Here is a 21,232-nt window from a genome sequence, read left to right on the forward strand (position 1 = left end):
CCGGGCCGGGTTGCGGCGCGGGCTACCAGCCGTCGACCTCCGACTCGGCCGACGTCGCGTCCTCGGGGCGGGGACGCGGAACGGCCCGGGTCAGCCGCCAGTACTGCCGTCGCCCGTCGTCGCGGATCACCACTCCCGCGCGGCCGAGCTCGCCGCGCAGCTCCCGGGCCTCGCCGCCCCGGTCGGCGTCGAGCGCGCGCTGCCGGGCCCGCAGCAGCGCGTCCGCGCCGGTCGGCAGCCCGGGCAGGCCCGGCACCCACCGCCGGTACGCGTCCCGGTGCGGGTCGCCGTCGGTCCACGGCCAGCCGTGCGCGCGGAACGCGTCGCGCAGCCGGGCGGCGGCCAGGTCCGAACGCTCCCGGAGCAGTTCCTCGTCGTCCGCGCCGAGCAGCACGAGGTCCTTGCGGTCGACGAAGACCGCGCGCACCGCCCGCCGCCCGACCTCCCGGTCCGCGCGGTCGCGACGCAGCCGTACGCGTTCGGTGTCGACGCTGACGGCGAGCCGTTCGGCGGTGCCCACGGCGGCGACCAGCAGGCCGCCCAGCGTGCCCAGGGCCACTCCGCCGATGCCGGCCTGCGGGTCCGGTAGCCGGGCGACCGCCTCGAACAGGCCCTGCGCCGGGGCCCAGGACAGCCCGGCGACCCACTCCGCGCCGGTGACGAGCAGCCACCCCGCGCCCGCGCCGAGCGTCGGGAGGCCGCCCCAGAGGATCGCCAGTTCCGCCGCGCCGCCGTCGACGACGGTGGGTGCGCCGTAGCCGTCCACCTTCAGGACACCTCGCGCCGCAGCGTGCGGATGAGCCCCGCGACCAGCGGCACGGCCAGCCAGACGAGCAGCGACACGGCGAACCGCCCCCACTGCCCGGCGGTCACGTCCGGCGTGAGCAGCGGCTCCATGGTCCGGCCCGTGTCGAGCCAGCCCGCCGGGCCACGCAGCGGCCGGATCATCTCGCCCAGGATCGACCAGAGGGTCGGCAGCAGCAGGTACCCGACGATCGCCAGCGGCGTGTTGAGCAGCAGCAGGCCGAAGCCCGCCCCCATCAGCACGTTGGCCACCTGGAGCACCACGGCGTGCAGCACCAGGGCCCACTCCAGGCGCCACGTGCCGGCGCCGCCGGTGGCGCCGGCGACCAGCGTGCCGGCGGCGGCCACGCCGAGGCTCACCAGCACCGACGCCAGCGCCGCCAGCACCATCGCGGCCAGCTTCGCGACGATCACCCGGCCCCGCCGGGGCACCAGGGCGAACGTGGTCAGCGCCGTACGCTGCGACCACTCCCCGGTGATCGACAGGATGCCCAGCACGGGCAGCAGCAGGCCGATCGGCAGCATCGAGGGGACGAAGAAGTTGTCGAAGGTCTGCGCGGCGTCGTCCGCCCAGATCAACTGGACCACCACGAGGGCGGCGGCCAGCAGCCCGATGGTGATCAGCAGCCACAGCCCGGCCCGGGTGTCGACGAGCTTGCGCAGCTCCACCCCGGTGAGCCGGAGCAGCGACGGCCGGCGTACGCCCGGATGGCCGGGGGTGGTGGTGGCGGTGGGCGGGCTGGCGGTGGTGGTGGTGCTCATCGGACGGCCTCCTGGGTCGACGCGCCGGCGGTCAGGGTGAGGAAGAGCTGCTCCAGGCCGCCGCTGCCGGCTGCCCGCAGCTCGGTGAGGGCGACGCCGGCGTCGGCGGCGGCCTGCCCGACGGCCTCGGCGTCGGCGTGCACCAGCAGCCCCTCGGTGCCCTCGGTGACGGCCAGCCCGGACCGCTCCAGCGCGCCGCGCAGCGCCACGCCGTCGCGGGCCCGGACCAGCGTCCCGCCGCCGGCCAGCAGTTCGGCCTTGTCGCCCTGGGCCACGATCCGGCCGCCCCCGATGACCACCAGCCGGTCCGCGACCGCCTCCACCTCGCGCAGCAGGTGGGAGGAGAGCAGCACGGTGCCGCCCCGGTCGGCGAAGTCGCGCAGCAGGCCGCGCATCCAGAAGATCCCCTCCGGGTCCAGGCCGTTGGCCGGCTCGTCGAGGATCAGCACCCGGGGGTCGCCCAACAGGGCGTGCGCCAGGCCGAGCCGCTGGCGCATCCCCAGGGAGTACGCCCGCAGCCGGCGTCCGGCCGCGACCTCGTTCAGCCCGACCAGGTCGAGCTTGGTGGCCACCTGCCGGCGGTCCACCCCCATCGTGGCGGCGGCCACGGTCAGCGCCTCCCGTCCGGTGCGCCCGGCATGCTGCGCCGAGGCGTCCAGCAGCACGCCCACCTCGCGTCCCGGGTTCGGCAGCTCCCGGTACGGCCGGCCGCCGACCGTGGCGCCGCCGCCGCTGGGCGGCGTGAGGCCGCAGATCATCCGCATCGTGGTGGACTTGCCGGCGCCGTTGGGCCCGAGGAAGCCGGTGACGGTGCCCGGCTCGCAGCGGAACGACACGTCGTCGACGGCCGTGTGCCGCCCGTACCGTTTGGTGAGGTGTTCCACGTCGATCATGCCGGTCACGCTGCCGGAGCCACCCGGCCGTGCGCTGCGGCCGACGGTGCAGTCCGGTGGCTACCTTGGTCGACACCCTGGTCTCGACTTTGGTAGCTGGTCGGCCCGCCGCGGGGCTGCCTAGCATTGCGGGCGTGACCAGTGCCGCCGTACCGGAGCACCCCTGGCTGCTGCCGGGGGCGCTGAGCGTCGACCCGACGGCCCGGGCCGGGCGGCTGCCGCGGCGCACCACCCGCGACTGGGTGGTGGACTGCCTCTGCTTCGTGCTCTCCCTCGGCTGGGTCCTGCTCGCCACGGCCGACGCGGCGTCACCCGACCCCGAGTTCGCCGCCCCGCTGCCGCAGCGCTGGATGGTTCCGGTCGACGCCGTGCTCGGGCTCGTCTGCTGCGCGCTGATCTGGGCGCGCCGCCGATGGCCGCTGGGGCTGGCGGTGGCGACCCTGCCGCTGACCGTGTTCTCGATGGCGGCAGGGGTCCCGCTGCTGATCTTCTACTTCACGGCCGTGGTGCATCGCCGTACGGCTGTCGCGCTCGGGGTGACCGCCGCCGGCCTGGTCACCAACTTCGCCTTCAGCTACCTGCGCCCGGACCCCCAGATGCCGTACTGGGCGACGACGCTCTGGGGAGTGGTGATCAGCCTCTGCGTGCTGGCGTGGGGGATGTTCGTCCGGGCACGGCGGCAGCTCGTCGTGTCGCTGCGCGAGCGCGCCGAGCGGGCCGAGGCGGAGCAGCAGTTGCGGGTGGCGCAGGCCCGGCACCTGGAGCGCACGCGGATCGCCCGGGAGATGCACGACGTGCTGGCGCACCGGATCTCGCTGCTCAGCCTGCACGCCGGCGCGCTGGAGTTCCGGCCCGACGCGCCGCCGGAGGAGGTGGCGAGGGCGGCCGGGGTGATCCGGGGCAGCGCCCACGCCGCGTTGCAGGACCTGCGCGAGGTGATCGGCGTGCTCCGCGCGGAGACCGTCACGGCGGAGGACCCGGAGCGCCCGCAGCCCACCCTGGGCGACCTGCCCGCGCTCGTCGAGGAGTCGCGGGCGGCCGGGGTGCGGGTCGGTGTCCGCGACGTGGTCACGGCGGGGGAGCAGGTGCCCGCGGCGGTGGGGCGCAGCGTCTACCGCATCGTGCAGGAGGGCCTGACCAACGCCCGCAAGCACGCCGTCGGGGCGGCCGTCACCGTCGACGTCGCCGGCGCACCCGGCGACGGGCTGACCGTGGAGGTACGCAACCGGTGGCCGGTCGGCGGCGTCGCCGACCCGGCGATCCCCGGCGCCGGCACGGGCCTGGTCGGCATCGCCGAGCGGGTCAGCCTGGCCGGCGGCCGGCTGGAGTACGGGCGGGACGACTCCGGCGACTTCCGGCTGGCCGCCTGGCTGCCGTGGCCGGCGTGACCGGGCCGGCCGGGGGCGGGCCGGGCGTGACCGGGCCGGGTCCCACCGCCGACCGGCCGGTGCGGGTGCTGATCGTCGACGACGACGCGCTTGTCCGCGCCGGGCTGTCGATGATCCTCGGCGGCGTGCCGGACCTGCTCGTCGTCGGGGAGGCCGCCGACGGCGGCGAGGTGCCCGCCGCCGTGGCCGCCTGCGCGCCCGACGTGGTGCTGATGGACATCCGGATGCCCCGGGTCGACGGCCTCGCCGCCACCGAGGCGCTGCGCGCGTCGCCGCACCCGCCGGAGGTGCTGGTGCTGACCACCTTCGACGCCGACGAGCAGGTGCTCCGGGCGCTGCGGGCGGGGGCCGGCGGCTTCCTGCTCAAGGACACCCCGCCGGCCGAGATCGTGCGGGCGGTGCACCGGGTGGCGGCGGGGGAGGCGACGCTCTCCCCGGCGGTCACCCGCCGGCTGATCGACCACGTGACCGCGCCCGGCGCGCCGGGGGGCCCGGAGCCACGCCGCGATCGGGCGCGGCGTCAGCTCGCCGGGCTCAGCGAGCGGGAGCACGAGGTCGCGGTCGCGGTCGGGCGGGGCCGGACGAACGCGGAGATCGCCGCCGAGCTGTTCATGAGCGTCGCGACCGTGAAGGCGTACGTGTCGCGGCTGCTGGTGAAGCTCGACCTCAACAACCGGGTCCAGGTCGCCCTGCTGGTGCACGACGCCGGCCTCGTCTGAGGCGGGGTTGAACCTTTCGGCGCGCCGGGCCGTACCAGTCGCCGAGGATGCGGTGCGGCGGGTCGGCCGCACCGCTGCCGGAGCCGCGGGAGGCCTGCCGTGCGATTTGGTGAGCAGTCGACGGATCCCATCGACCAGATCCTGGGCGAGGTGCCGGTGCCGGCGTCGCTGACCCCCGAGGACGTCCGGCTCGCGGTGCGGGCCGTGGTGGTGCACGCCGCCGAGGAGTGGCCGGCGGGACCGCTGTGCCGCAACGACGGCGCGACGTACCCGTGTCGGCTGCACCGCTGGGGCCGGCGGGTGCTGGAGCGGCACGGGCTCAACGAGCGGCAGGTCGACGCGCTGGTGCGGCACGGCAACCCCTTCGTGCACGTGCCGTTCCCGTTCACGGTGACCGGCCCCGCGCCGGCCCCCCGCGCGTCCGCCGGGCACCCGGGCGGTCCGCGGGCGGTCGCGCCCGGCGCCCGGCCCGCCGGCCCCGGCCGGCCGGTGGCTTCCCCCGCGACCGCGCCGCGCTGGCCCCGGGCGAGCTGAGCGGGGGTACGCCCGCCGGCACGACCGGGAACGGAACCGGCCCGGGACACGGGGTGTCATCCCGCGTCCCGGGCCGGCGTCGCCGTGCCACTGCCGGCGTCACCCCTCACCCGTCACCCGTCGACCGCCGGTGACCGTCGCCGCCCGGTCGCCCGGCGTGGCCGGTCCGGGCGGGTCAGTCGTTGCCGGCGCCGATCCCGCAGTCCGGCGCGGACCAGCTGGTGGTGTTCCGGGTTTCGTCCCGGTCGTTCTCCCGTCGCGAGTCGACGTGCACGTGGTCGTCGTGGTCCGGGTAGCCGGGCCCGTAGATCCCGCTGAAGCCCCGGCTGCGCGCGTCGCGGGCCAGTTGGCAGAGGGAGCTGGTGCGGGAGGTCAGGTCGGCGGCGTTGCCGTAGAGGTGCTGGCTGTCCGTCGCCCCGCCGACCTGCCTGTTGCAGGTACGGCTGCGGAAGCCGCTGCTGACGTAGAGCGGGTTGTCGCCGAGGCTGCGCCGCATCGCCTCCAGCTTCCACATCGTGCGCAGCGCGTTCTGCCTGGTCTGCGCGGGGGAGAGCGGACCGCCGTTCCAGCCGCCGCGACCGCAGCCGTCGTCCATCTCGCTGAAGCTGAAGTGCCGCGGCGTGCAGTCGTTGTCCTGGAGGTCGTAGAGCTTGCCGTACGTCTGCGGCCCGGCGACGCCGTCGACGCGCAGCCCGTACGCGGACTGGAACCGCTTGACGGCGGCGGCGGTCTTCGGCCCGAAGCGTCCGTCGTTCTCCACGATGTCCCGGTTGCCGGCCCAACCGGCCACCCGGATCTGCAACTGGCGGACGTCGTCGCCGGAGCGCCCCTGGTAGAGGTTGCGCTTCCACGTGTAGCAGCCGTCGGCGTGGGCCGCTGGCGCGGCGACCACCGTGGCGACAGCCGCTGCCGGCAACGCCAGGGCGAATGCGACAGCGACCCGTTTCAGGGTGTTAACGCGCACAGAAGTCCTCCCGGTAGGAGTGCGATTGGGGTGGCGTCCGGGACATCGGCCTGCCCGTCCCGTGATTTCCACCCTGGCAGGCCGACCGACGGTTCGCGGCGATTAACAAGAATTGTCCTCACGATTCGCCGTTCCTGGGCGTTGCCTGGGTATTACGCGAATTGCGAAACACCCAAGGGTCGGCATTCGACGACAGGAAACCGCGAAAGGCACGCAAAGCGGCAGTCGGGCACACGCAGGGTGATGTGAGCCGGCCGGTCCGACCCGGTAACGTCAGCGCCGGTGGGACCGGGGGGAGGGGGCGGCATGGCACGTGGTGGCGTCTTCTGCATCGAGGGCCAGTGGCACCGCGACCTCAACGAGCGCGGCTCCGTCCTGCCCACCCTCGAACTGCTCGAACGGCTCGGAAAGATCCGCTTCATCCACAAGGACGCGGCCACCCGCGACGAGCTGTTCTACTTCGTGGACCGCTGGCTGCTCAAGCAGTACGCCGACCACCGGGTCGGCTTCTTCGCCATGCACGGCGAGCCGAGTCGGCTCTGCCTCACCGACTGGGAATCGGTGGCGCTCGCCGACGTCGCCGAGTTGATGGCGGGTCGCTGCGAAGGCCGACGGCTCTATTTCGGCAGCTGTTCGGTGCTGCGTGCCTCCGACGCGGTGCTGCGCGGCTTCCTCGACGCCACGGGGGCGGCGCTGATCTGCGGGTACACCCGCGAGGTGGACTGGGTCGAATCGGCCGCATTCGAGACCGTCCTGCTCGACGTGCTGGCCAACGGCCAGCGCCACAACGCCGCCGAGCTGCGGATGGGCTCGGCGCACTGGGCGCCGCTCGCCTCGTACCTCGGCTTCCGGGTGATCTACGCCAACGGTCGCGCCTGGCGGCCGTCGGTCCGCCCCCGCGTACCCGCCCAGCCCGCCGCCCGCCGCGCCGCCCCGCGACCCCGGTGAGGTCGCCGCGCGGCGGGCGCCCTGGTAGGAACGAACGATGGCACGCAGCATCGCGACGAACACCCGGGTCGACCGGGCCGAGCTGACCGAGTTCCTCCGGCTGCGGCACCGGGTGGTGCTGATGACCACCCGCGCCGACGGCCGGCCGCAGTCGTCCCCCGTCACCGCCGGGGTGGACGGCGAGGGGCGGTTGGTGGTCTCCACCTATCCCGGGCGGGCCAAGGTCGCCAACGTCCGCCGCGACCCACGGGTGTCGGCGTGCGTGCTCTCCGACGACTGGAACGGCCCGTGGGTGCACCTCGACGGCACCGCCGAGATGCTGGACCTGCCGGAGGCGCTGGAACCGCTCGTGGAGTACTTCCGCTGCATCTCCGGCGAGCACCCGGACTGGGACGAGTACCGGGCGGCCATGCTGCGTCAGGGCAAGTCGCTCATCCGGGTCACCATCGACGCCTGGGGTCCGATCGCCACCGGCGGCTTCCCGGCCCACCTCGCCGACTGACCCGCCCCCCGCCGTCAGTACGCGGCGGTGAAGCGGGCGTTCTCGTGGCGCGGCTGTTCGATCTCGTCCACGATCGCCACCGCCAGGTCCTCGTAGCTGAGCACCGAGCGGCCCTCGTGGTCGGTCACCGGCTCGTCGCCGCCGGTGCGGTAGTGCCCGGTGCGCTCGCCCGGGTGGAACTCCAGCGGCGGCGGGGAGACGTACGTCCAGGTCACCCCGTCGGCCGAGGAGCGGTAGAAGTCGAGGGCATCGGCCTGCCCGAGCGCCGCGTCGCGGTACTCCTCGGGGAAGTCCGGCTCGTCGAGGTAGCGGGTGCCCTTCGGGGTGAGCAGGGTCGAGCCGCCGCCCACGTGGACGATCCGGGGCGCGCCCGGCATGCCCCGCAGCGTGCCGACCAGGTTCCGCGCCGCGTCGAGCCACAGGGTGTGTTCGCCGCCGCCGATCGCCACCACCATCACGTCCGTGTCGGGCGCCAGCTCCCGTACGCTCCGCTCGCTGGTGGCGTCCCCGGTCACCACCGTGACGGCCGGTGGCAGGTACGAGGTGGCCTCCGGCCGGCGCACCGCGGCGGTGACCCGGTGGCCCCGGCCGACCGCCTCGGCGGTGATCCGCGAGCCCGCGGTGCCACCCGCGCCGAAAACGACGATGTTGCTCATACCGCCTCCCGCCCGGCCCGTCCGGCCCGGCGGACGTAGCCCGTCTCCAGGCTATTGACCGGTGCCGCCGCGCGCTGGCGGACCGGGGATCCCGGCCGACCTGGCCACCCCTTGCGTCGTCGCACGCTTCGGGGTGCACTGGTATCGGACCGTGACCGCTGAGGGCGGGGGTGGACGCGATGGCGGAGGAACGTGACGCGCCCGCCGAGACGCCCGTGCCCCCCGGTCCGCCGACGGCACCGGCGGAAGAACCGAGGAGGCGCCGGTCGGATCGGCTGCGGTCGCTGCTGCGTCGGCTCTCACCCGCGGGCCCGCCCGCCGGCCGCTGGTTCGCCGGGGTCCTCGCGGCCGTCGTCACGGCGGTGCTGACCGCCTGGCTCCTCGCCTGGGGTCTCCTACCCGGCACGCCCCCGCCGCCTCCGCCCGACCCCGACGCGCTGCCGTTCACGGTCGCGGTCCGCGTGGGCCACGACCCGACGGACGGCTGGGTGGTCGAGGCACCGCTGGCGGACATCCCCACCCGACCGGCCTGGTCGGGCGACTGGACGCAGTGGGCCCGGGAGGCCGCCGGAGCCCCGGCCTCCCGGCAGTACGTCTACTTCACCGTCCAGGGAGTCGACGAGGCGCAGGTGACCCTCACCGACCTGCGGGTGCGGGCGGTGACGCGGCGTCCCGCCCTGCGGGGCGTGTTCGCCGCTCCGGCCGGGGGCGGCCCGACGGCCTACCGGTGGGTGGACGCGAACCTGGACGAGGACCCTCCGGTGCTCACCGCCGGCATGTTCGACGAGGGCGGGCAGAGCCTCCCCGAGCACGAGCGCAAGGAGATCCGCTTCCCGTACCGGGTATCCCTGGCCGACGCCGAGACCTTCCTCGTCATCGGCTACACCGAGGGTTGCGACTGCGACTGGAAGATCGAGCTGGACTGGGCGGCGCGGGGCCGCACCGGCACCGTCACGGTCGACGACGCGGGCCGCCCGTTCCGGGTCACCGGCACGGCCCGGGCGCACACCGACTGCCGGACGTCCCCCGACGGGACGGAGGACTGCCGGCAGCGGTGACCCGGCGACCGGAGCGCCGAGCCGGGACCGTGCCGCCGCGTACCCGCGCCGGCGGAGTGCGGCCGGCTCAGTCGACCAGGGCGGAGTAGACGAGCTGCCGCAGCTGCGGCCGGATCGGGTAGGTGCTCGACGGCATGAGCTGGGTGAAGAACAGGGCCGTGACCTCCTCGGCGGGGTCGACCCAGAACGCCGTGCTTGCCACGCCGCCCCAGTAGTACTCGCCGGGGCTGCTCGGCACCCGGCTCGGCACGGGGTCGTCGACCACGGCGAAGCCGAGCCCGAAGCCGATCCCGTCGAGGGTGGTCTCGGCGAAGCCGCCGGTCGAGAGGGTCTCCAGGTCCTGCCCGCCGGGCAGGTGGTTGCGGGTCATGAAACGCACCGTGCGCGGACCCAGCAGGCGCACCCCGTCGAGCGCCCCGCCGCGCAGCAGCATCTGGGTGAACCGGTGGTAGTCGGCGGCGCTGGAGATCAGGCCACCGCCGCCGGAGAGCAGCAGCGGCTTCTCGTACGCCAGGGCGCCGAGCGTGTCGTAGCGGAAGGCGCGGCCGGTGCGCGGGTCGGGCGCGTAGAGGGCGGCGAGCCGCTCGGCGGCGTCGCCCTCGGCCCACCAGTGCGTGTCGGTCATGCCCAGCGGGCGGAAGATCCGGTCGGCGAAGAACGCGTCCAGGCTCTGCCCGGAGACCACCTCGACCAGCCGGCCGAGCACGTCGGTGGCGACCGAGTAGCCCCACGCGGTGCCGGGCTGGAACAGCAGGGGCAGCTCGCCGAAGGCCTGGCAGGCGGTCGCCAGGTCGACGTCCGCCGGCGGGTACAGGTCGTAGCCGGCGGCCCGGTAGATGGTGTCGACCACCGAGGTCTGCATGAAGCCGTACGTCAGGCCGGCGGTGTGGGTGAGCAGGTGCCAGACCCGGATCGGCTCGACCGCCGGCACCGTGTACGGCTTGAGGGCCGAGCCCTTGGAGTAGACCCGCAGGTCGGCGAACTCGGGCAGCCACCGGCTGATCTCGTCGGTCAGCTCGAAACGGCCCTCCTCCCACAGGATCATCGCGGCGACCGAGGTGACGGGCTTCGTCATCGAGTAGATGCGCCAGAGCGTGTCCGCCTCGACGAGCCTGCCCGCCTCCGCGTCGCGCAGCCCGTACGTCGAGGAGTGGGCGATCTCGCCACGGCGGGTGACCAGCACCTGCCAGCCGGCGAGGCGACCGTCGTCGACGTACCTGCCGAAGTGCTCGTCGATGCGCGCCAACCGCGCCGGGTCGAAGCCGATCTGGTCCGGGTCGATGCTGCGTGCCACACTCACGCCGCCGAAACTACTAGCCGGTACGCCGCGCCGGAAGGGCCGCCGCCAGTTGTCCCAGCTCCTCGATAGCCTGGCCCGATGCCCGAGCTGACCGAGGACGAGACCTTCCGCGACGAGGACTGGTACGGCGAGGAGCTGGTGGACCGGCACTTCGTCCGCTGCACCTTCTTCGACGTCGACCTGTCCGAGGCGGTGAGCCGGGGAACGGTCTTCGACGGCTGCACCTTCGGCAACGTGCGGTTGAACTCCTCCCGGCACACCGACTCGGCCTTCACCCGTTGCACCTTCCACCGGTGCAACCTCTTCGAGGTGCAGTTCACCGGCTGCAAGCTCGTGGGCAGCACCTTCACCCAGTGCGACCTGCGGCCGCTGACCGTCGCCGGCGGCGACTGGTCGTTCGTCGGGCTGCCCGGGGCCGACCTGCGCGGGGCCCGGCTGACCGACGTCCGGATGCGCGAGGCGGACCTCACCGGGGCCAACCTGACCGGCGCCACGGTCACCGGCGTCGACCTCTCCGCCGCGCAGCTGCACCGCTGCCGGCTCGCCGGGGCCGACCTGCGCGGCAGTGACCTGACGGCGCTCGACCCGACGGCGGTGGAGCGGGCCGGGGCGGTCGTCGACGCCGCGCAGGCCATCGTGATCGCGCAGGCACTGGGCTTCGAGATCCGCTGACGCGAGCCGACCCGCCCTCAGGACCCGCGACGACGTTCCCGATCGATGTCCGCTACGGTCCGGTGACGAACTGGACACACCCGTTCCGCCCGGCGCGACGGGCGGAACGGTGCGGGCCGGGAACGCCCACGGCGGACGTTCGCGTCCGGCCGGGCCGGTGGGGAGTGGAGGGTCGGTGGCGGAGGAAGACCTCACCCGGCAGCGCATCCGGCCGTCGCGGCACGGCGCCCCGCCGCCGACCCGCCACCCCCTCCACACCCTGGCCGGGCGCACCCGCGCCGACCTGCGGCGACTGGTCCGGGCGCGGCAGCGCCGCCGGTGGGTCGTCGGAGGGATCGCCGTGGTCGTCTGCCTGGTCGCCCTCGCGTCGTTCCTGATCGCCGGCGGCCCCGAGCCGGGCGGGCAGAGCGCCGGCGGCGTGCCCGGAGGTGCCGGCCGGCCGAGCGGCCTGCCCGGCCTGGAGGGGCGCGACCTCGACGCCGGCCTGGTCTCGCCCGGGCTGCGGCCCCGGCAGCGTCCGCGGAGCCCGTCCCCGACGCCGCCGACGACCGCCCCGGCGGTGCCGGCGGTGCTCGACGCCGGCATGGCCGAGGCGCCGGCCGAGGTGGACCTGACCAGGGTGGGCGGTCGCGACTGGGTCCACTGGGGTCTGCGCGGCGCGGACTCGACGGTCCGCAAGCGCGGCGGCTCCGGCGAGATCCGCGACGAGGGCGGCTCCGGCCGGCGCGGCGGCTGGGACGACAACCAGGAGAGCTTCAGCTGGCGCGACGGCAGCCCGGTCGCCTCGGTGAGCGGCTCGTCCCACGGGGTCTACCGGTGCGGCGTCGGCAGCGGCTTCACGCTCGCGGTGGCCGCCGACGGCCAACTCCGCACCGTCCGCCTGTACGCCGGGGTGTGGATGGCCCGGGGCCGGCTGGACGCCCGCCTCTCCGTCGGCGGTCCGAGCCGGACCCTGCGGATCGAGGACCGGCACACCAGCCGGTCCACGGAGTTCACCATCCGGTTCCGGGCGCCGAAGGGCGGCCGGCTCGTGCTGAGCTGGACGGTGGAGCGGGCCTTCAGCGACGACTGCGGCAGCGTCGGGGTCCAGGCGGTCGCGCTGCGCTGACCCAGGCCGCGCTGACCCGGGCGGCGGTCGCACCGCGCTGACCCGGGCGGTCGCGGCTCGCTGACCTCGGCGCTCGCGGCTCGTCGGCACCAGTGTCGTCGTTCGCCCGTCGGCCGGCGGTGACCCACAGTAGCGTGGGCGCCACGACCGGTGGGTGCGGGCGAACGGAGAGTCGATGAGCGAGCAGGTGCTGGACAGCCCGCAGGGCTGGGTGGCCGACCACATCCGGCGCTACGTCGAGACCGACGGCGCCGAGGGGCACGAGTGGCAGCCCGGTGTCTTCACGCTGCTGCTGACCACCCGGGGCAGGCGCAGCGGGAAGCTGCGGCGCACCGCGCTCATCTACGGCCGCGACGGGGACGCCTACCTGGTCGTCGCCTCGCAGGGCGGCGACCCGAAGCACCCGGCCTGGTACCTGAACCTGCTCGACGAGCCGCTGGTCGAGGTGCAGGTGGGCGCCGAGCGCTTCACCGCGCGGGCGCGTACCGCCACGGCCGAGGAGAAGCCGCGCATGTGGTCCACGATGGCCGCCATCTGGCCGGCGTACGACGAGTACCAGGCGAAGACCGACCGCGACATCCCGGTCGTCGTGCTCGACCGCGCCTGACCTGGGCGGTCGCCCGTCGTTACCCCACGGGTTCGACGTCGGCCGGGCGGCGGCGCGAGACTCGGCGTACCGTCCCGGTGATCCGGCCGGACGGACCGGCCCCCGGGAGGCACCATGCCCGCGTTCGCGCTCGCCCACCTGCACGACGCCCCGATCAACGAGGACATCCTCACCTACATCGAGCGCATCCAGGCCACGCTGGACCCGTTCGGCGGCAGGTTCCGGGTGCACGGCGGCGAGGTGGAGGTCAAGGAGGGCGACTGGCCGGGCACCGTGGTCATCGTCGAGTTCCCCGACGTGGAGCGGGCCCGGGCCTGGTACGACTCGCCGGCGTACCGGGAGATCCTGCCGCTGCGCACCCGGCACATCCCGGGCGCGACGCTGATCGTCGACGGCGTGCCCCCCGACTACGACGCCAGCCGGACGGCCGCGCGGCTGCGGGCCCGGGCGGCCGGCTGACCGGCGGCTCCGCCCCGACGACGTCGCCCACCGCCCGCCGTCCGGTCGACGGCGGGCGGTGCCGTGTCCACGCTTCGGGACAGTTTGTCCGTCGCACCGCGTCGATCCCGCCGTAACTTTCTGCTGTCCACGTCCGACCATCCCCTGTGGAGGCGTCACCGATGAGCAGCACCACCACCCGCACCGTCCGTCCGAGGGCCCCCCGGGGCGTGCGGGAGCCGTCCGGGGAGGTGCTCCGGGAGATCCCGATGCCGCCGTACGTGACGGTCGAGGACGCCCAGTTCGCCGTACGGGCGGTCGTGGTGCACGCGCCCCGGCTCTGGTCCGGCGGGACGATCTGCCGCAACGACGCCAGCCCGCACCCGTGCCGGCTGCACCGCTGGGGAACCCGGGTGCTGGCGCAGCGCGGCCTGCGTCCCGCCGAGATCGCCGCGCTGATCGAGCGCGGCGACCCGGCGGCCGAGCTTCCGCACCGTCCCGGCGCCTAGCGCCGGCGGGGCCCTCGCACCGGGCCCCGCCGGCCCGTCAGCAGGCGTTCGGCTTGATCCAGGCGCACTCCAGACCCTCCGGGACCCGGGGGGCGTCCGGCGCCGCCGGGGGCGCGACCCGCGCGCCGGTCACGCTCCTTGCCGTGTACGAGGCCAGGGCGATCGCGATCTGGTCCTCCAGCGTCTTCACGGAGGAGGCGAGGTAGTTGTTCAGCAGGATCGAGAACGCCAGCACCCGCCCGTCGGCGTCGGTGACGTAGCCGGAGAGGCCGGAGACGCCGGTCAGGCTGCCGGTCTTGGCGTGCACGTTGCCCGCCGCCGGGGTGCCCCGCATCCGGCTGCGCAGCGTGCCGCCGACGAACCGGTCCGCCTCGCCGGCGACCGGCAGGGCCGCGTACCAGGTGTCGAACCAGGGCTCGGCACGGACGGCGGTGAGCAGGTCCACGAACTCGTCGGCGGGGATCAGGTTGCGCCGCGAGAGCCCGGAGCCGTCCCGCTGGCGCAGCGTGCCGGTGTCCATCCCGGCGTCGGCGACGTACTCGCTGATCGCCGTCAGCCCGGCCGACCAGGTGCCGGAGCCGGAGAGCACCCGCCCGATCTCCTTGGTCAGCACCTCGGCGTGCCCGTTGTTCGACAGCTTGAGGAACGGCACCATCAGCTCGGCCAGTGGCATCGAGCGGTGCCGGCCCACCTCGGCCGCGCCCTCGGGGGTGGGCTGCCCGAGCACCGTGCGGCCGAGCACCCGTACGCCGTGCCGGCGCAGCGCCGAGCGGAAGACGTCGGCGGCGTAGCCGGTGGGCTCCCAGACGCTGACCCAGTCGCTCTCCGGCGCGGTGCCGAGCGCGATCTGCCCGGTGACCACGACGGTGTTGCTGCCGTGCGCGCGCTCGAAGGAGATCGACGTCGCTCCGCCGGCGACCGTCTCGGCCCGGTTGTCGATCTTCAGGTATCTGGTGGGCGGGGTGGTGGTGACGACCGGTCGCGCCCCGGCGGTCGCGCCGGGGGCGGCGTGGACGATGACGGTGCCCGCGTCGTAGTCGGTGTCCGGCGCCACGGTCAGGGCCGAGACCTGCGCGGCGTAGTAGTACGGCTCGTCGTCCCAGGTCCAGTCCGGCCCAAGGCGGGTGCTGTCGTAGCGGGTGTCGTCGGCCACCAGGTTGCCGGTGACCACCCGGACGCCCGCCTCGGCGACCTGCGCGGCCAGCGCGTCGTAGTCGGCGGCCAGCATGGTCGGGTCGCCGCCGCCGCGCAGGTAGAGGTTGCCGGAGACCAGGCCCGCGCGGCGGGCGCCGCTCGTGCGCACCTCGGTGCTGAAGCGGTGGCCCGGCCCGAGCAGTTCCAGCGCCGCCGCCGAGGTCAGCAGCTTGGTGTTGGAGGCGGGCACCAGCCGGCGGTCGCCGTTGCGGTGGTAGACCGTCTCCCCGGTGGTCGCGTCCTTGACCACCACCGAGGCCTGCGCCCCGGCCAGCCGGCTGTCGGCGAGGATCGCGTCGATGGTGGCGTTCAGGCGGGTCGCCGCGGGGGTCGGGGACTCGGCGGTGGCGGTGGGCGCGCCCGCCGTGGCCGCGGCGGCGACAAGCGCCACCAGCGCGAGCGTCCGGGGGAAGAGACGACGATGCATGGGGTGATGCTGCCATGCAGGTATCTGCCAGAAAAGACCGTCGATGGAAAGAAATCTTCCGGGGACCCGGCGGGCTGTGACCGGCGAGACGCCTCCGGCGGGCAGCCCGGCGGGCCCGCCGGTGTTGTACGGGGCATGGACGAGCGCTCCGTCGACGTGCTGGTGATCGGGGCCGGGCAGGCCGGCCTCTCCGCCGGCCACCACCTGGGCCGCGCCGGGTTCGCCCCCGGCGACGGCTTCGTGATCCTCGACGGGGGCGACGGGCCGGGCGGGGCGTGGCGGCACCGCTGGCCCACGCTGCGGCTCGACCGGGTGCACGGCTTCCACGACCTGCCCGGCCTGCCCTTTCCGGCGGCCGGACCCGACCGGCCGGCGGCCGAGGTGGTCAGCGCCTACTTCGCCGCGTACGAGCGCGAGTTCGACCTGCCGGTGCGGCGGCCCGTGCGGGTCCGGGAGGTGCGCGACCGCCCCGACGGTCGGCTGGCCGTGCACACCGACCACGGTTCCTGGACCACGCGCGCCCTGGTCAACGCCACCGGCACCTGGACGAGGCCGTTCTGGCCGCACTACCCCGGCCGGTCGACCTTCCGGGGCCGGCAGCTGCACACGGCCGACTACCGGGGGCCGGCGGAGTTCGCCGGCCGGCGGGTCGTCGTGGTGGGCGGCGGTACGTCGGCCGTCCAACTGCTCGCCGAGGTCTCGACCGTGGCCGCCGGCACCACCTGGGTGACCCGGCGCCCGCCCGACTTCCGCGACGAGGAGTTCACCCCCGAGCGGGGGCGCGCGGCGGTGGCCCTGGTCGACGCGGCGGTACGCGCGGGCCGCCCGCCGGAGAGCGTGGTGGCGGTGACCGGGCTGCCGCTGACGCCGGAGTTGCGCCGGCTGCGCGAGCGCGGCGTGCTGGACCGGGTACCCGTCTTCGACCGGATCACGCCCGACGGGGTGGCCTGGGACGACGGTCGGTTCGTGCCGGCGGACGTGATCCTGTGGTGCACCGGTTTCCGGGCCGCGCTGGACCATCTCGCGCCGCTGCGGCTGCGCGGGCCGGGCGGCGGTATCACGATGGACGGCACCCGGGTGGTCGCCGACGAGCGGATTCACCTGATCGGGTACGGCCCGTCGGCGAGCACGATCGGCGCGAACCGGGCCGGCCGCGCGGCGGTACGCGACATCCGCGCCCGGCTCGCCCCGGCCGGCGCCGCGTACTGAGCCCGCTCTATTTGACGGATGCCCCGGCAGGGGGCAACGTAGGCCGTGGAGGGGCCCTCAGCTGCCCCGAAGAGCGACGGCGACGTGCGTACGCGTCGCCCGCCATCGCCTCCCACGTGTGCTCGTCCGCGGGCCGACGCCCGGTCCCGCACCGTGAATCCGAGAATCCACGAGGAGTTCCGCCATGCTCACCATGACCGACAACGCCGTGCTGGTCATCCGAGACCTCGCCAGCCAGCAGGACGTCGCCGAGGACGGCGGGGTGCGGATCGCCGCCGACACCGACGCGGGTTCGCTCACCGTCGAGCTGGTCGCCGAGCCCGTCGACGGCGACCACGTGGTCGACAACCAGGGCGCGCGCATCTTCCTGGACTCCGACGCCGCCGAGCTGCTCGGCGACGCGTCGGTGGACGCCAGCGTCGACGACGAGGGCGTCATCCAGTTCGGGTTCACCGAGAAGCAGTGACGCCGGTGCGTACCGGTGTCCGGCGGGACGGCGCTCAGCCGGCCCGCCGGGTCTCCCCGTTGCGGTGCGGCCGGGCGGGGCGGCCCCGCTCCGGCGGCGCCTGACCGGACCGCCACGGCCCCGGCCGGGACTCCCCTCCCGGGAGCGGCAGCGTGGCCAGCACGTGTGCCAGGTGGTGCGACGTGCTCCACGCCGCCCAGTTGCTGGCGGAACCGGCGCCGGCGCCCCTGCGGGCACGCCGCAGGATCTCGTGGTCGCCCCAGGAGAACGCCGCGCCGGTGGCCGGCCAGTGCGGCGCCGAGACGACGGTGCGGCACAGGTCCGCGAACCGGTCGTCGCCCCGGCCGCCCCGCCGCGACCAGCGGTACACCCACCAGGCGCCGTCGGTGGTGTAGCGGACGGTGGGCAGCCGGTCGCCCTCCTGGTCGGCGCCGGGCACCGCGGAGCCGACGCCGTAGTCGCCGTACCCGACGCCGAGGTCGGCCAGGCGCTGCCAGAGCTGCCAGTCCCAGCGGTCGACGCGTACCGGTTCGTCGGTCGGCAGGGCGGACACCGCCGGGGGCATGCCGCCCGCCGCCACGCTCACCGAGCGCCAGGCGTGCCGGCGGGCCCACTCCAGCAGCCGGCGCACGCGTGGCTCGGCCACCCGCACGTCGGCCCGGCAGCACACGTCGCCCGCGTCGAGGAGCAGGTCGCACTGCTCGGGCACCAGGCGGGTGAACCGCCAGACCCGCTCCGCCGCCGCCGTGGCCGCGTCCGGGCCGCCGGGGTCGTGGCCGACCCGCAGCCGGACGACCGCCCGCCGGGCGTGGGCCCGGGCGGCGGCACCGTGCGCGACGAGGCGCCGGTCGCTGTCCGCGAGCCCGATCACCGGCACCAGCGGTACGCCCCAGCGGGCCAGCTCGGTCTCGGGGGCGTCGGGCAGGGCGCTGACGTCGACGGCCGTGAGCAGCCCGTCGGGCAGCCGACGGAGCACGTCGATCGTGAGCCGGTCCAGGGCGGACACCTGGAGGACCGGGGCGAGCAGGGGCACGACGACGTCGTCGAGATGACCGAGCGCCTCCAGCTCACCCCGCCGGTTGGCGAGGATGGGGCGGTAGACCGGTTCCGCCGCCCGGCCCCGGTGGGCGGGCACCATACCCCAATGTAGCCAGACATCGGTGTCCGTCACAGGGTCGATCGGCCCGCACCGCCCGCCCCGGGGGTGCCGCACGCAATCCGTGGGGGACAACGGTTCCGCGCGCCGGGGCCGGTCGGCTGCGCCGCACGTTGGCGGGCGCACGCCCCTACAAGCGCAACGGCGCCTGCTACGTCCGGGCCGCCTGCGTCCGCGGAAACGACGACGCCGCCGTCCCAGGATCGGGACGGCGGCGGGCAGGGCGCCAAATCAGTCGTCGTCGCGGTCGTCATCGTCGTCATCGTCGTCGTCGGAGTCGTCGTCCGACGCGTCGTCATCGTCATCGTCGTCATCGTCGTCGTCGACCGGCTCCTGCTCGGCCTTGACCACGCTGCCGTCGCCCCGGTCCACGTCGACCTCGTGCTCGGTCTGCCCGGCCACGATCTCGACGCTCCACACGGCGCGGCCGTCCTCGTCCTCGCGTTCGACCTCGACGACCTCGCCGCCGCCCGCCCGGGCCAGCGCGATCTCGCGGGCCCGCTGCTCGCTCACCGCGTCGCCGCCGGTGGCCGGCGCGCCGCTGCCCGACGGGGTGCCGCTGCCCGACGGGCTGGCGGGCGCCGCCGGGGTGCCGGTGGTCGGCGCGCCGCTCGTCGCCGGGGTGCCGCTCGGCGTGCCCGGGGCGGTCGGGGCGGTGGTGGCGGCGGCCAGGTTGGTCGCCCGGGCCGCGCCGTTGTCGGCCGCCGCGACGCCGACGGACGCGCCGGTCACGGCCAGCACGGCCGCGCCGCCGAGCGACGCCAGCATCAGGGACTTGCGCTTCATCTCGTTCACCCTTCCTCGGTCTACGTGTCCCAGGATCACGCCCGCCCGGATAGCGCCACGCTGCCCGAACGCTAAGGCCGGGTTAAGCCTCGCCGGGGGTGCGCCGAGGGGTGGGCCGGGCGGCGCGAGGGCGCCTCGCCGGGGCGGGGGGAGGGGTCAGGGCCGGGGCGGGCCGAGTTCGAGGCGTACCTCGGCGCCGCCGGACGGCGCGGCACCCAGGGTGAGGCGGCCCCCGCTGGCCTGGGCGGCCCGGCGGGCGATGTCCAGGCCGAGGCCGGTGGAGCCGGCGGTGCTCGCGCCCCGGTCGACCGTGCCGGGCGGCATCCCCGGCCCGTCGTCGGCCACGGTCAGCGCCGTGCGGCCCGCCTCCGCCGCCAGCCGGACGGCGAACGCGGTGCCGTCCGGGGTGTGCGCGAAGACGTTGCCGAGCAGCGCGTCCACCGCCGCCGCCAGCTCGTCGGCGGGCACGCCCACCGGCAGCGGTCCCGGCGCCAGGTCGAGCGTCACCGCCCGCCCGGTGTCCTCGGCCAGCACCGACCAGAACGCCACCCGCTCGGCCACCACGGCCACCGCGTCGGCGCTGGCCGCCCCGGCCGTGGGCACCCGCCAGCGGGCCTGCCGGATCAGGCCGGTGACCGCCCGCTCCAGCCCGTCCACGGCGGCGGTCACCCGGGCCGCGTCCTCGGGGTCGCGCAGCGACTCGGCCTCCAGGCGCAGCGCCGTCAGTGGGGTACGCAGGCGGTGCGAGAGGTCGGCGACCTCCTCGCGCTCCTGCACCAGCAGCACCTGGATCCGGCCGGCCAGGTGGTTGAGGGCGCCGGCCACCTCGCGCAGCTCGGCCGGCCCGGCGGGGGTGACGCGCGCGTCCAGCTCCGCGTTCGCCAGCCGGTGCGACACCTCGGAGAGCTCACCGATCGGCCGGACCAGGGTGCGGGCCAGCCGGTCGGCCACGGCCAGCCCGATCAGCACCAGCAGCACGCCGAGCAGGGCCAGGGCGAGCCAGGACCGGGTCACCCCGGCGGTCAGCTCGGCGGGCGGCACCACCGTGCGGATCACGCCGGTGCCGTCCGGGCGACCCTGCACGGCGATCACCACCTCCCGCCCCCGCCCGGACTCGGCGGTGAGGCTCTGCCCCCGCGCCGCCAGCGCCACCGCGGCCGTACGCGGGGCCGGGGCGCCGAGCACCGTGCCGTCGGGCAGGAACACCGTGACGGAGCGCTCGGACTCCGTGGCCAGTTGCTCGACGGTCAGCCGGATCGTCGCGGTGTCGGCGGTGCCGACGACGGTGACGAGGCTCTGCGCGTCGGCCGTGGCCCGTACGGTGGCCCGGTCCGCCGCGACCGTGCGCACCAGCAGCGCCAGCGGCACCAGGAAGGCGACCAGGGTGAGGACGCTGACCGCGGCGACGAGCAGCGCCAGCCGGGCCCTCATCCGGCGCTCCCGGGCGCCTCGAGCCGCACCCCGACGCCCCGCACGGTGTGCAGGTAACGGGGTGCCTGCGCGCTCTCCCCGAGCTTGCGCCGCAGCCAGGACAGGTGCACGTCCACGGTCTTGTCGGCGCCGCCGTACGGGACCCGCCAGACCTCGGCCAGCAGCTCCCGCTTGGTGACCACCTGGCCGGGGCGACCCGCGAGGTGGTGCAGCAGGTCGAACTCGCGGGGGGTCAGCTCGACGGGCGTACCGTCCAGGGAGACCTGCCTCGACCGTGGGTCCACCCGCAGCCCGCCGACGACCAGCGCGGGGTCCCCCTCCGAGGCGGGTCCCGTCCCGCGCCGCAGGACCGCCCGGATGCGCGCGTCGAGCTGCGCGGCCGTGAAGGGCTTCACCACGTAGTCGTCCGCCCCGGCGTCGAGCACCCGGACGATCTCGGTCTCGTCGTCGCGGGCGGTGGCGACGATGACCGGCACGGCGCTGACCGCGCGGAGCATCCGCAGCAGCTCCCGGCCGTCGAGGTCGGGCAGTCCCAGGTCCAGCACCACCAGGTCGGGCCGGTCGTCGAGCGCGTCGCGTAGGCCGGTCATCGCCGTCGAGGCGGCGGCCACCGCGTGCCCCCGCTCGCGCAGTGCCCGCAGCAGCGGCGTACGGATGGTCAGGTCGTCCTCGATGAGCAGCAGGCGGGCCACAGTGGCAGG

General features: G+C 75.5%; 24 protein-coding genes. 13 read left to right on the plus strand and 11 right to left on the minus strand.

The annotated features are described in order from the left end of the window. Nucleotides 1-22 precede the first annotated feature (22 nt). Genes CLT72_RS28255 through CLT72_RS28265 form a run of 3 tightly spaced genes read right to left on the minus strand, consistent with a single transcriptional unit; the run spans nucleotide 23 to nucleotide 2,459 of the window. A complete protein-coding gene (locus CLT72_RS28255; RefSeq protein WP_101414340.1) occupies nucleotides 23-766 on the minus strand; it encodes a YqeB family protein in 744 nt (247 codons plus the stop codon). A 2-nt stretch (nucleotides 767-768) separates the two neighbouring features. Next, nucleotides 769-1,566, minus strand: coding sequence for an ABC transporter permease subunit (locus CLT72_RS28260; protein ID WP_101414341.1), 798 nt, complete (start codon nucleotides 1,564-1,566; stop codon nucleotides 769-771). Continuing rightward, nucleotides 1,563-2,459: an ABC transporter ATP-binding protein gene (locus CLT72_RS28265; protein ID WP_089003658.1), complete on the minus strand. Its 897-nt coding sequence runs from the start codon at nucleotides 2,457-2,459 to the stop codon at nucleotides 1,563-1,565. Before CLT72_RS28265 ends, CLT72_RS28260 begins: the two co-directional genes overlap by 4 nt. 134 nt (nucleotides 2,460-2,593) lie before the next feature. Here CLT72_RS28265 and CLT72_RS28270 point away from each other — a divergent pair, with 134 nt between their 5' ends. The 3 genes from CLT72_RS28270 to CLT72_RS28280 all read left to right on the plus strand — a co-directional run bounded on the left by CLT72_RS28270 (nucleotide 2,594) and on the right by CLT72_RS28280 (nucleotide 5,100). Continuing rightward, on the plus strand, nucleotides 2,594-3,847 hold the full coding sequence (locus CLT72_RS28270) for a sensor histidine kinase (RefSeq protein ID WP_101414342.1): 1,254 nt from the start codon (nucleotides 2,594-2,596) through the stop codon (nucleotides 3,845-3,847). Continuing rightward, complete coding sequence (locus CLT72_RS28275) at nucleotides 3,826-4,566, plus strand: response regulator (protein ID WP_101415442.1); 741 nt, start codon at nucleotides 3,826-3,828, stop codon at nucleotides 4,564-4,566. Before CLT72_RS28270 ends, CLT72_RS28275 begins: the two co-directional genes overlap by 22 nt. A gap of 99 nt (nucleotides 4,567-4,665) precedes the next feature. Continuing rightward, nucleotides 4,666-5,100: a hypothetical protein gene (locus tag CLT72_RS28280; RefSeq protein WP_101414343.1), complete on the plus strand. Its 435-nt coding sequence runs from the start codon at nucleotides 4,666-4,668 to the stop codon at nucleotides 5,098-5,100. A gap of 175 nt (nucleotides 5,101-5,275) precedes the next feature. Here the strand turns inward: CLT72_RS28280 and CLT72_RS28285 are convergent, their stop codons facing one another. Beyond that, nucleotides 5,276-6,064, minus strand: a complete 789-nt coding sequence (locus tag CLT72_RS28285; protein WP_101414344.1) for a D-Ala-D-Ala carboxypeptidase family metallohydrolase — start codon at nucleotides 6,062-6,064, stop codon at nucleotides 5,276-5,278. Between the two features lie 306 nt (nucleotides 6,065-6,370). On the opposite strand from CLT72_RS28285, the gene CLT72_RS28290 reads away from it, so the two are divergent. Both CLT72_RS28290 and CLT72_RS28295 read left to right on the plus strand, forming a co-directional pair. Beyond that, nucleotides 6,371-7,012 (plus strand): DUF6642 family protein, encoded by a 642-nt coding sequence (locus CLT72_RS28290; RefSeq protein WP_089001809.1) that lies wholly within the window; start codon nucleotides 6,371-6,373, stop codon nucleotides 7,010-7,012. 37 nt (nucleotides 7,013-7,049) lie between these two features. After that, nucleotides 7,050-7,514: a PPOX class F420-dependent oxidoreductase gene (locus CLT72_RS28295; RefSeq protein WP_101414345.1), complete on the plus strand. Its 465-nt coding sequence runs from the start codon at nucleotides 7,050-7,052 to the stop codon at nucleotides 7,512-7,514. Between the two features lie 14 nt (nucleotides 7,515-7,528). Here the strand turns inward: CLT72_RS28295 and CLT72_RS28300 are convergent, their stop codons facing one another. Next, nucleotides 7,529-8,170 (minus strand): NAD(P)-dependent oxidoreductase, encoded by a 642-nt coding sequence (locus CLT72_RS28300; RefSeq protein WP_101414346.1) that lies wholly within the window; start codon nucleotides 8,168-8,170, stop codon nucleotides 7,529-7,531. A gap of 179 nt (nucleotides 8,171-8,349) precedes the next feature. Between CLT72_RS28300 and CLT72_RS28305 the strand changes: the two genes are divergently transcribed. Further along, nucleotides 8,350-9,228, plus strand: a complete 879-nt coding sequence (locus CLT72_RS28305; RefSeq protein WP_101414347.1) for a hypothetical protein — start codon at nucleotides 8,350-8,352, stop codon at nucleotides 9,226-9,228. A gap of 67 nt (nucleotides 9,229-9,295) precedes the next feature. Here CLT72_RS28305 and CLT72_RS28310 read toward each other — a convergent pair whose 3' ends face one another. Then, a complete protein-coding gene (locus CLT72_RS28310) occupies nucleotides 9,296-10,528 on the minus strand; it encodes a serine hydrolase domain-containing protein (RefSeq protein ID WP_101414348.1) in 1,233 nt (410 codons plus the stop codon). A gap of 78 nt (nucleotides 10,529-10,606) precedes the next feature. Here CLT72_RS28310 and CLT72_RS28315 point away from each other — a divergent pair, with 78 nt between their 5' ends. From CLT72_RS28315 to CLT72_RS28335, 5 genes are all read left to right on the plus strand, one after another. Continuing rightward, nucleotides 10,607-11,200 carry a pentapeptide repeat-containing protein gene (locus CLT72_RS28315; protein ID WP_101414349.1) on the plus strand — a complete coding sequence of 198 codons (594 nt, stop codon included), beginning with the start codon at nucleotides 10,607-10,609 and terminating at the stop codon, nucleotides 11,198-11,200. Between the two features lie 175 nt (nucleotides 11,201-11,375). Further along, the gene (locus tag CLT72_RS28320) at nucleotides 11,376-12,308 is read left to right on the plus strand and encodes a hypothetical protein (RefSeq protein WP_486484342.1); all 933 of its coding nucleotides are present in this window, start codon (nucleotides 11,376-11,378) and stop codon (nucleotides 12,306-12,308) included. Between the two features lie 175 nt (nucleotides 12,309-12,483). Continuing rightward, on the plus strand, nucleotides 12,484-12,915 hold the full coding sequence (locus CLT72_RS28325; RefSeq protein WP_101414350.1) for a nitroreductase family deazaflavin-dependent oxidoreductase: 432 nt from the start codon (nucleotides 12,484-12,486) through the stop codon (nucleotides 12,913-12,915). A 114-nt stretch (nucleotides 12,916-13,029) separates the two neighbouring features. Next, nucleotides 13,030-13,374, plus strand: coding sequence for a DUF1330 domain-containing protein (locus CLT72_RS28330; RefSeq protein WP_089001802.1), 345 nt, complete (start codon nucleotides 13,030-13,032; stop codon nucleotides 13,372-13,374). Nucleotides 13,375-13,535: 161 nt separating this feature from the next. Then, the gene (locus tag CLT72_RS28335) at nucleotides 13,536-13,862 is read left to right on the plus strand and encodes a hypothetical protein (protein ID WP_357715016.1); all 327 of its coding nucleotides are present in this window, start codon (nucleotides 13,536-13,538) and stop codon (nucleotides 13,860-13,862) included. A 37-nt stretch (nucleotides 13,863-13,899) separates the two neighbouring features. Here the strand turns inward: CLT72_RS28335 and dacB are convergent, their stop codons facing one another. Beyond that, nucleotides 13,900-15,483 carry a D-alanyl-D-alanine carboxypeptidase/D-alanyl-D-alanine endopeptidase gene (gene dacB / locus CLT72_RS28340; protein ID WP_101414351.1) on the minus strand — a complete coding sequence of 528 codons (1,584 nt, stop codon included), beginning with the start codon at nucleotides 15,481-15,483 and terminating at the stop codon, nucleotides 13,900-13,902. A gap of 135 nt (nucleotides 15,484-15,618) precedes the next feature. Between dacB and CLT72_RS28345 the strand changes: the two genes are divergently transcribed. Next, on the plus strand, nucleotides 15,619-16,692 hold the full coding sequence (locus CLT72_RS28345; protein WP_101414352.1) for an NAD(P)-binding domain-containing protein: 1,074 nt from the start codon (nucleotides 15,619-15,621) through the stop codon (nucleotides 16,690-16,692). 184 nt (nucleotides 16,693-16,876) lie between these two features. Next, nucleotides 16,877-17,158, plus strand: coding sequence for an adhesin (locus CLT72_RS28350; protein WP_101414353.1), 282 nt, complete (start codon nucleotides 16,877-16,879; stop codon nucleotides 17,156-17,158). Nucleotides 17,159-17,192: 34 nt separating this feature from the next. Here CLT72_RS28350 and CLT72_RS28355 read toward each other — a convergent pair whose 3' ends face one another. From CLT72_RS28355 to CLT72_RS28370, 4 genes are all read right to left on the minus strand, one after another. Beyond that, a complete protein-coding gene (locus tag CLT72_RS28355) occupies nucleotides 17,193-18,296 on the minus strand; it encodes a beta family protein (protein ID WP_199184661.1) in 1,104 nt (367 codons plus the stop codon). A 249-nt stretch (nucleotides 18,297-18,545) separates the two neighbouring features. Then, complete coding sequence (locus tag CLT72_RS28360) at nucleotides 18,546-19,100, minus strand: PepSY domain-containing protein (protein ID WP_101415446.1); 555 nt, start codon at nucleotides 19,098-19,100, stop codon at nucleotides 18,546-18,548. A gap of 156 nt (nucleotides 19,101-19,256) precedes the next feature. Continuing rightward, on the minus strand, nucleotides 19,257-20,531 hold the full coding sequence (locus CLT72_RS28365; RefSeq protein WP_101414354.1) for a sensor histidine kinase: 1,275 nt from the start codon (nucleotides 20,529-20,531) through the stop codon (nucleotides 19,257-19,259). After that, nucleotides 20,528-21,223 (minus strand): response regulator transcription factor, encoded by a 696-nt coding sequence (locus CLT72_RS28370; protein ID WP_101414355.1) that lies wholly within the window; start codon nucleotides 21,221-21,223, stop codon nucleotides 20,528-20,530. The genes CLT72_RS28365 and CLT72_RS28370 overlap by 4 nt, the downstream gene beginning before the upstream one ends. Nucleotides 21,224-21,232 lie beyond the last annotated feature (9 nt).

This window comes from Micromonospora sp. CNZ309, from assembly GCF_002846525.1.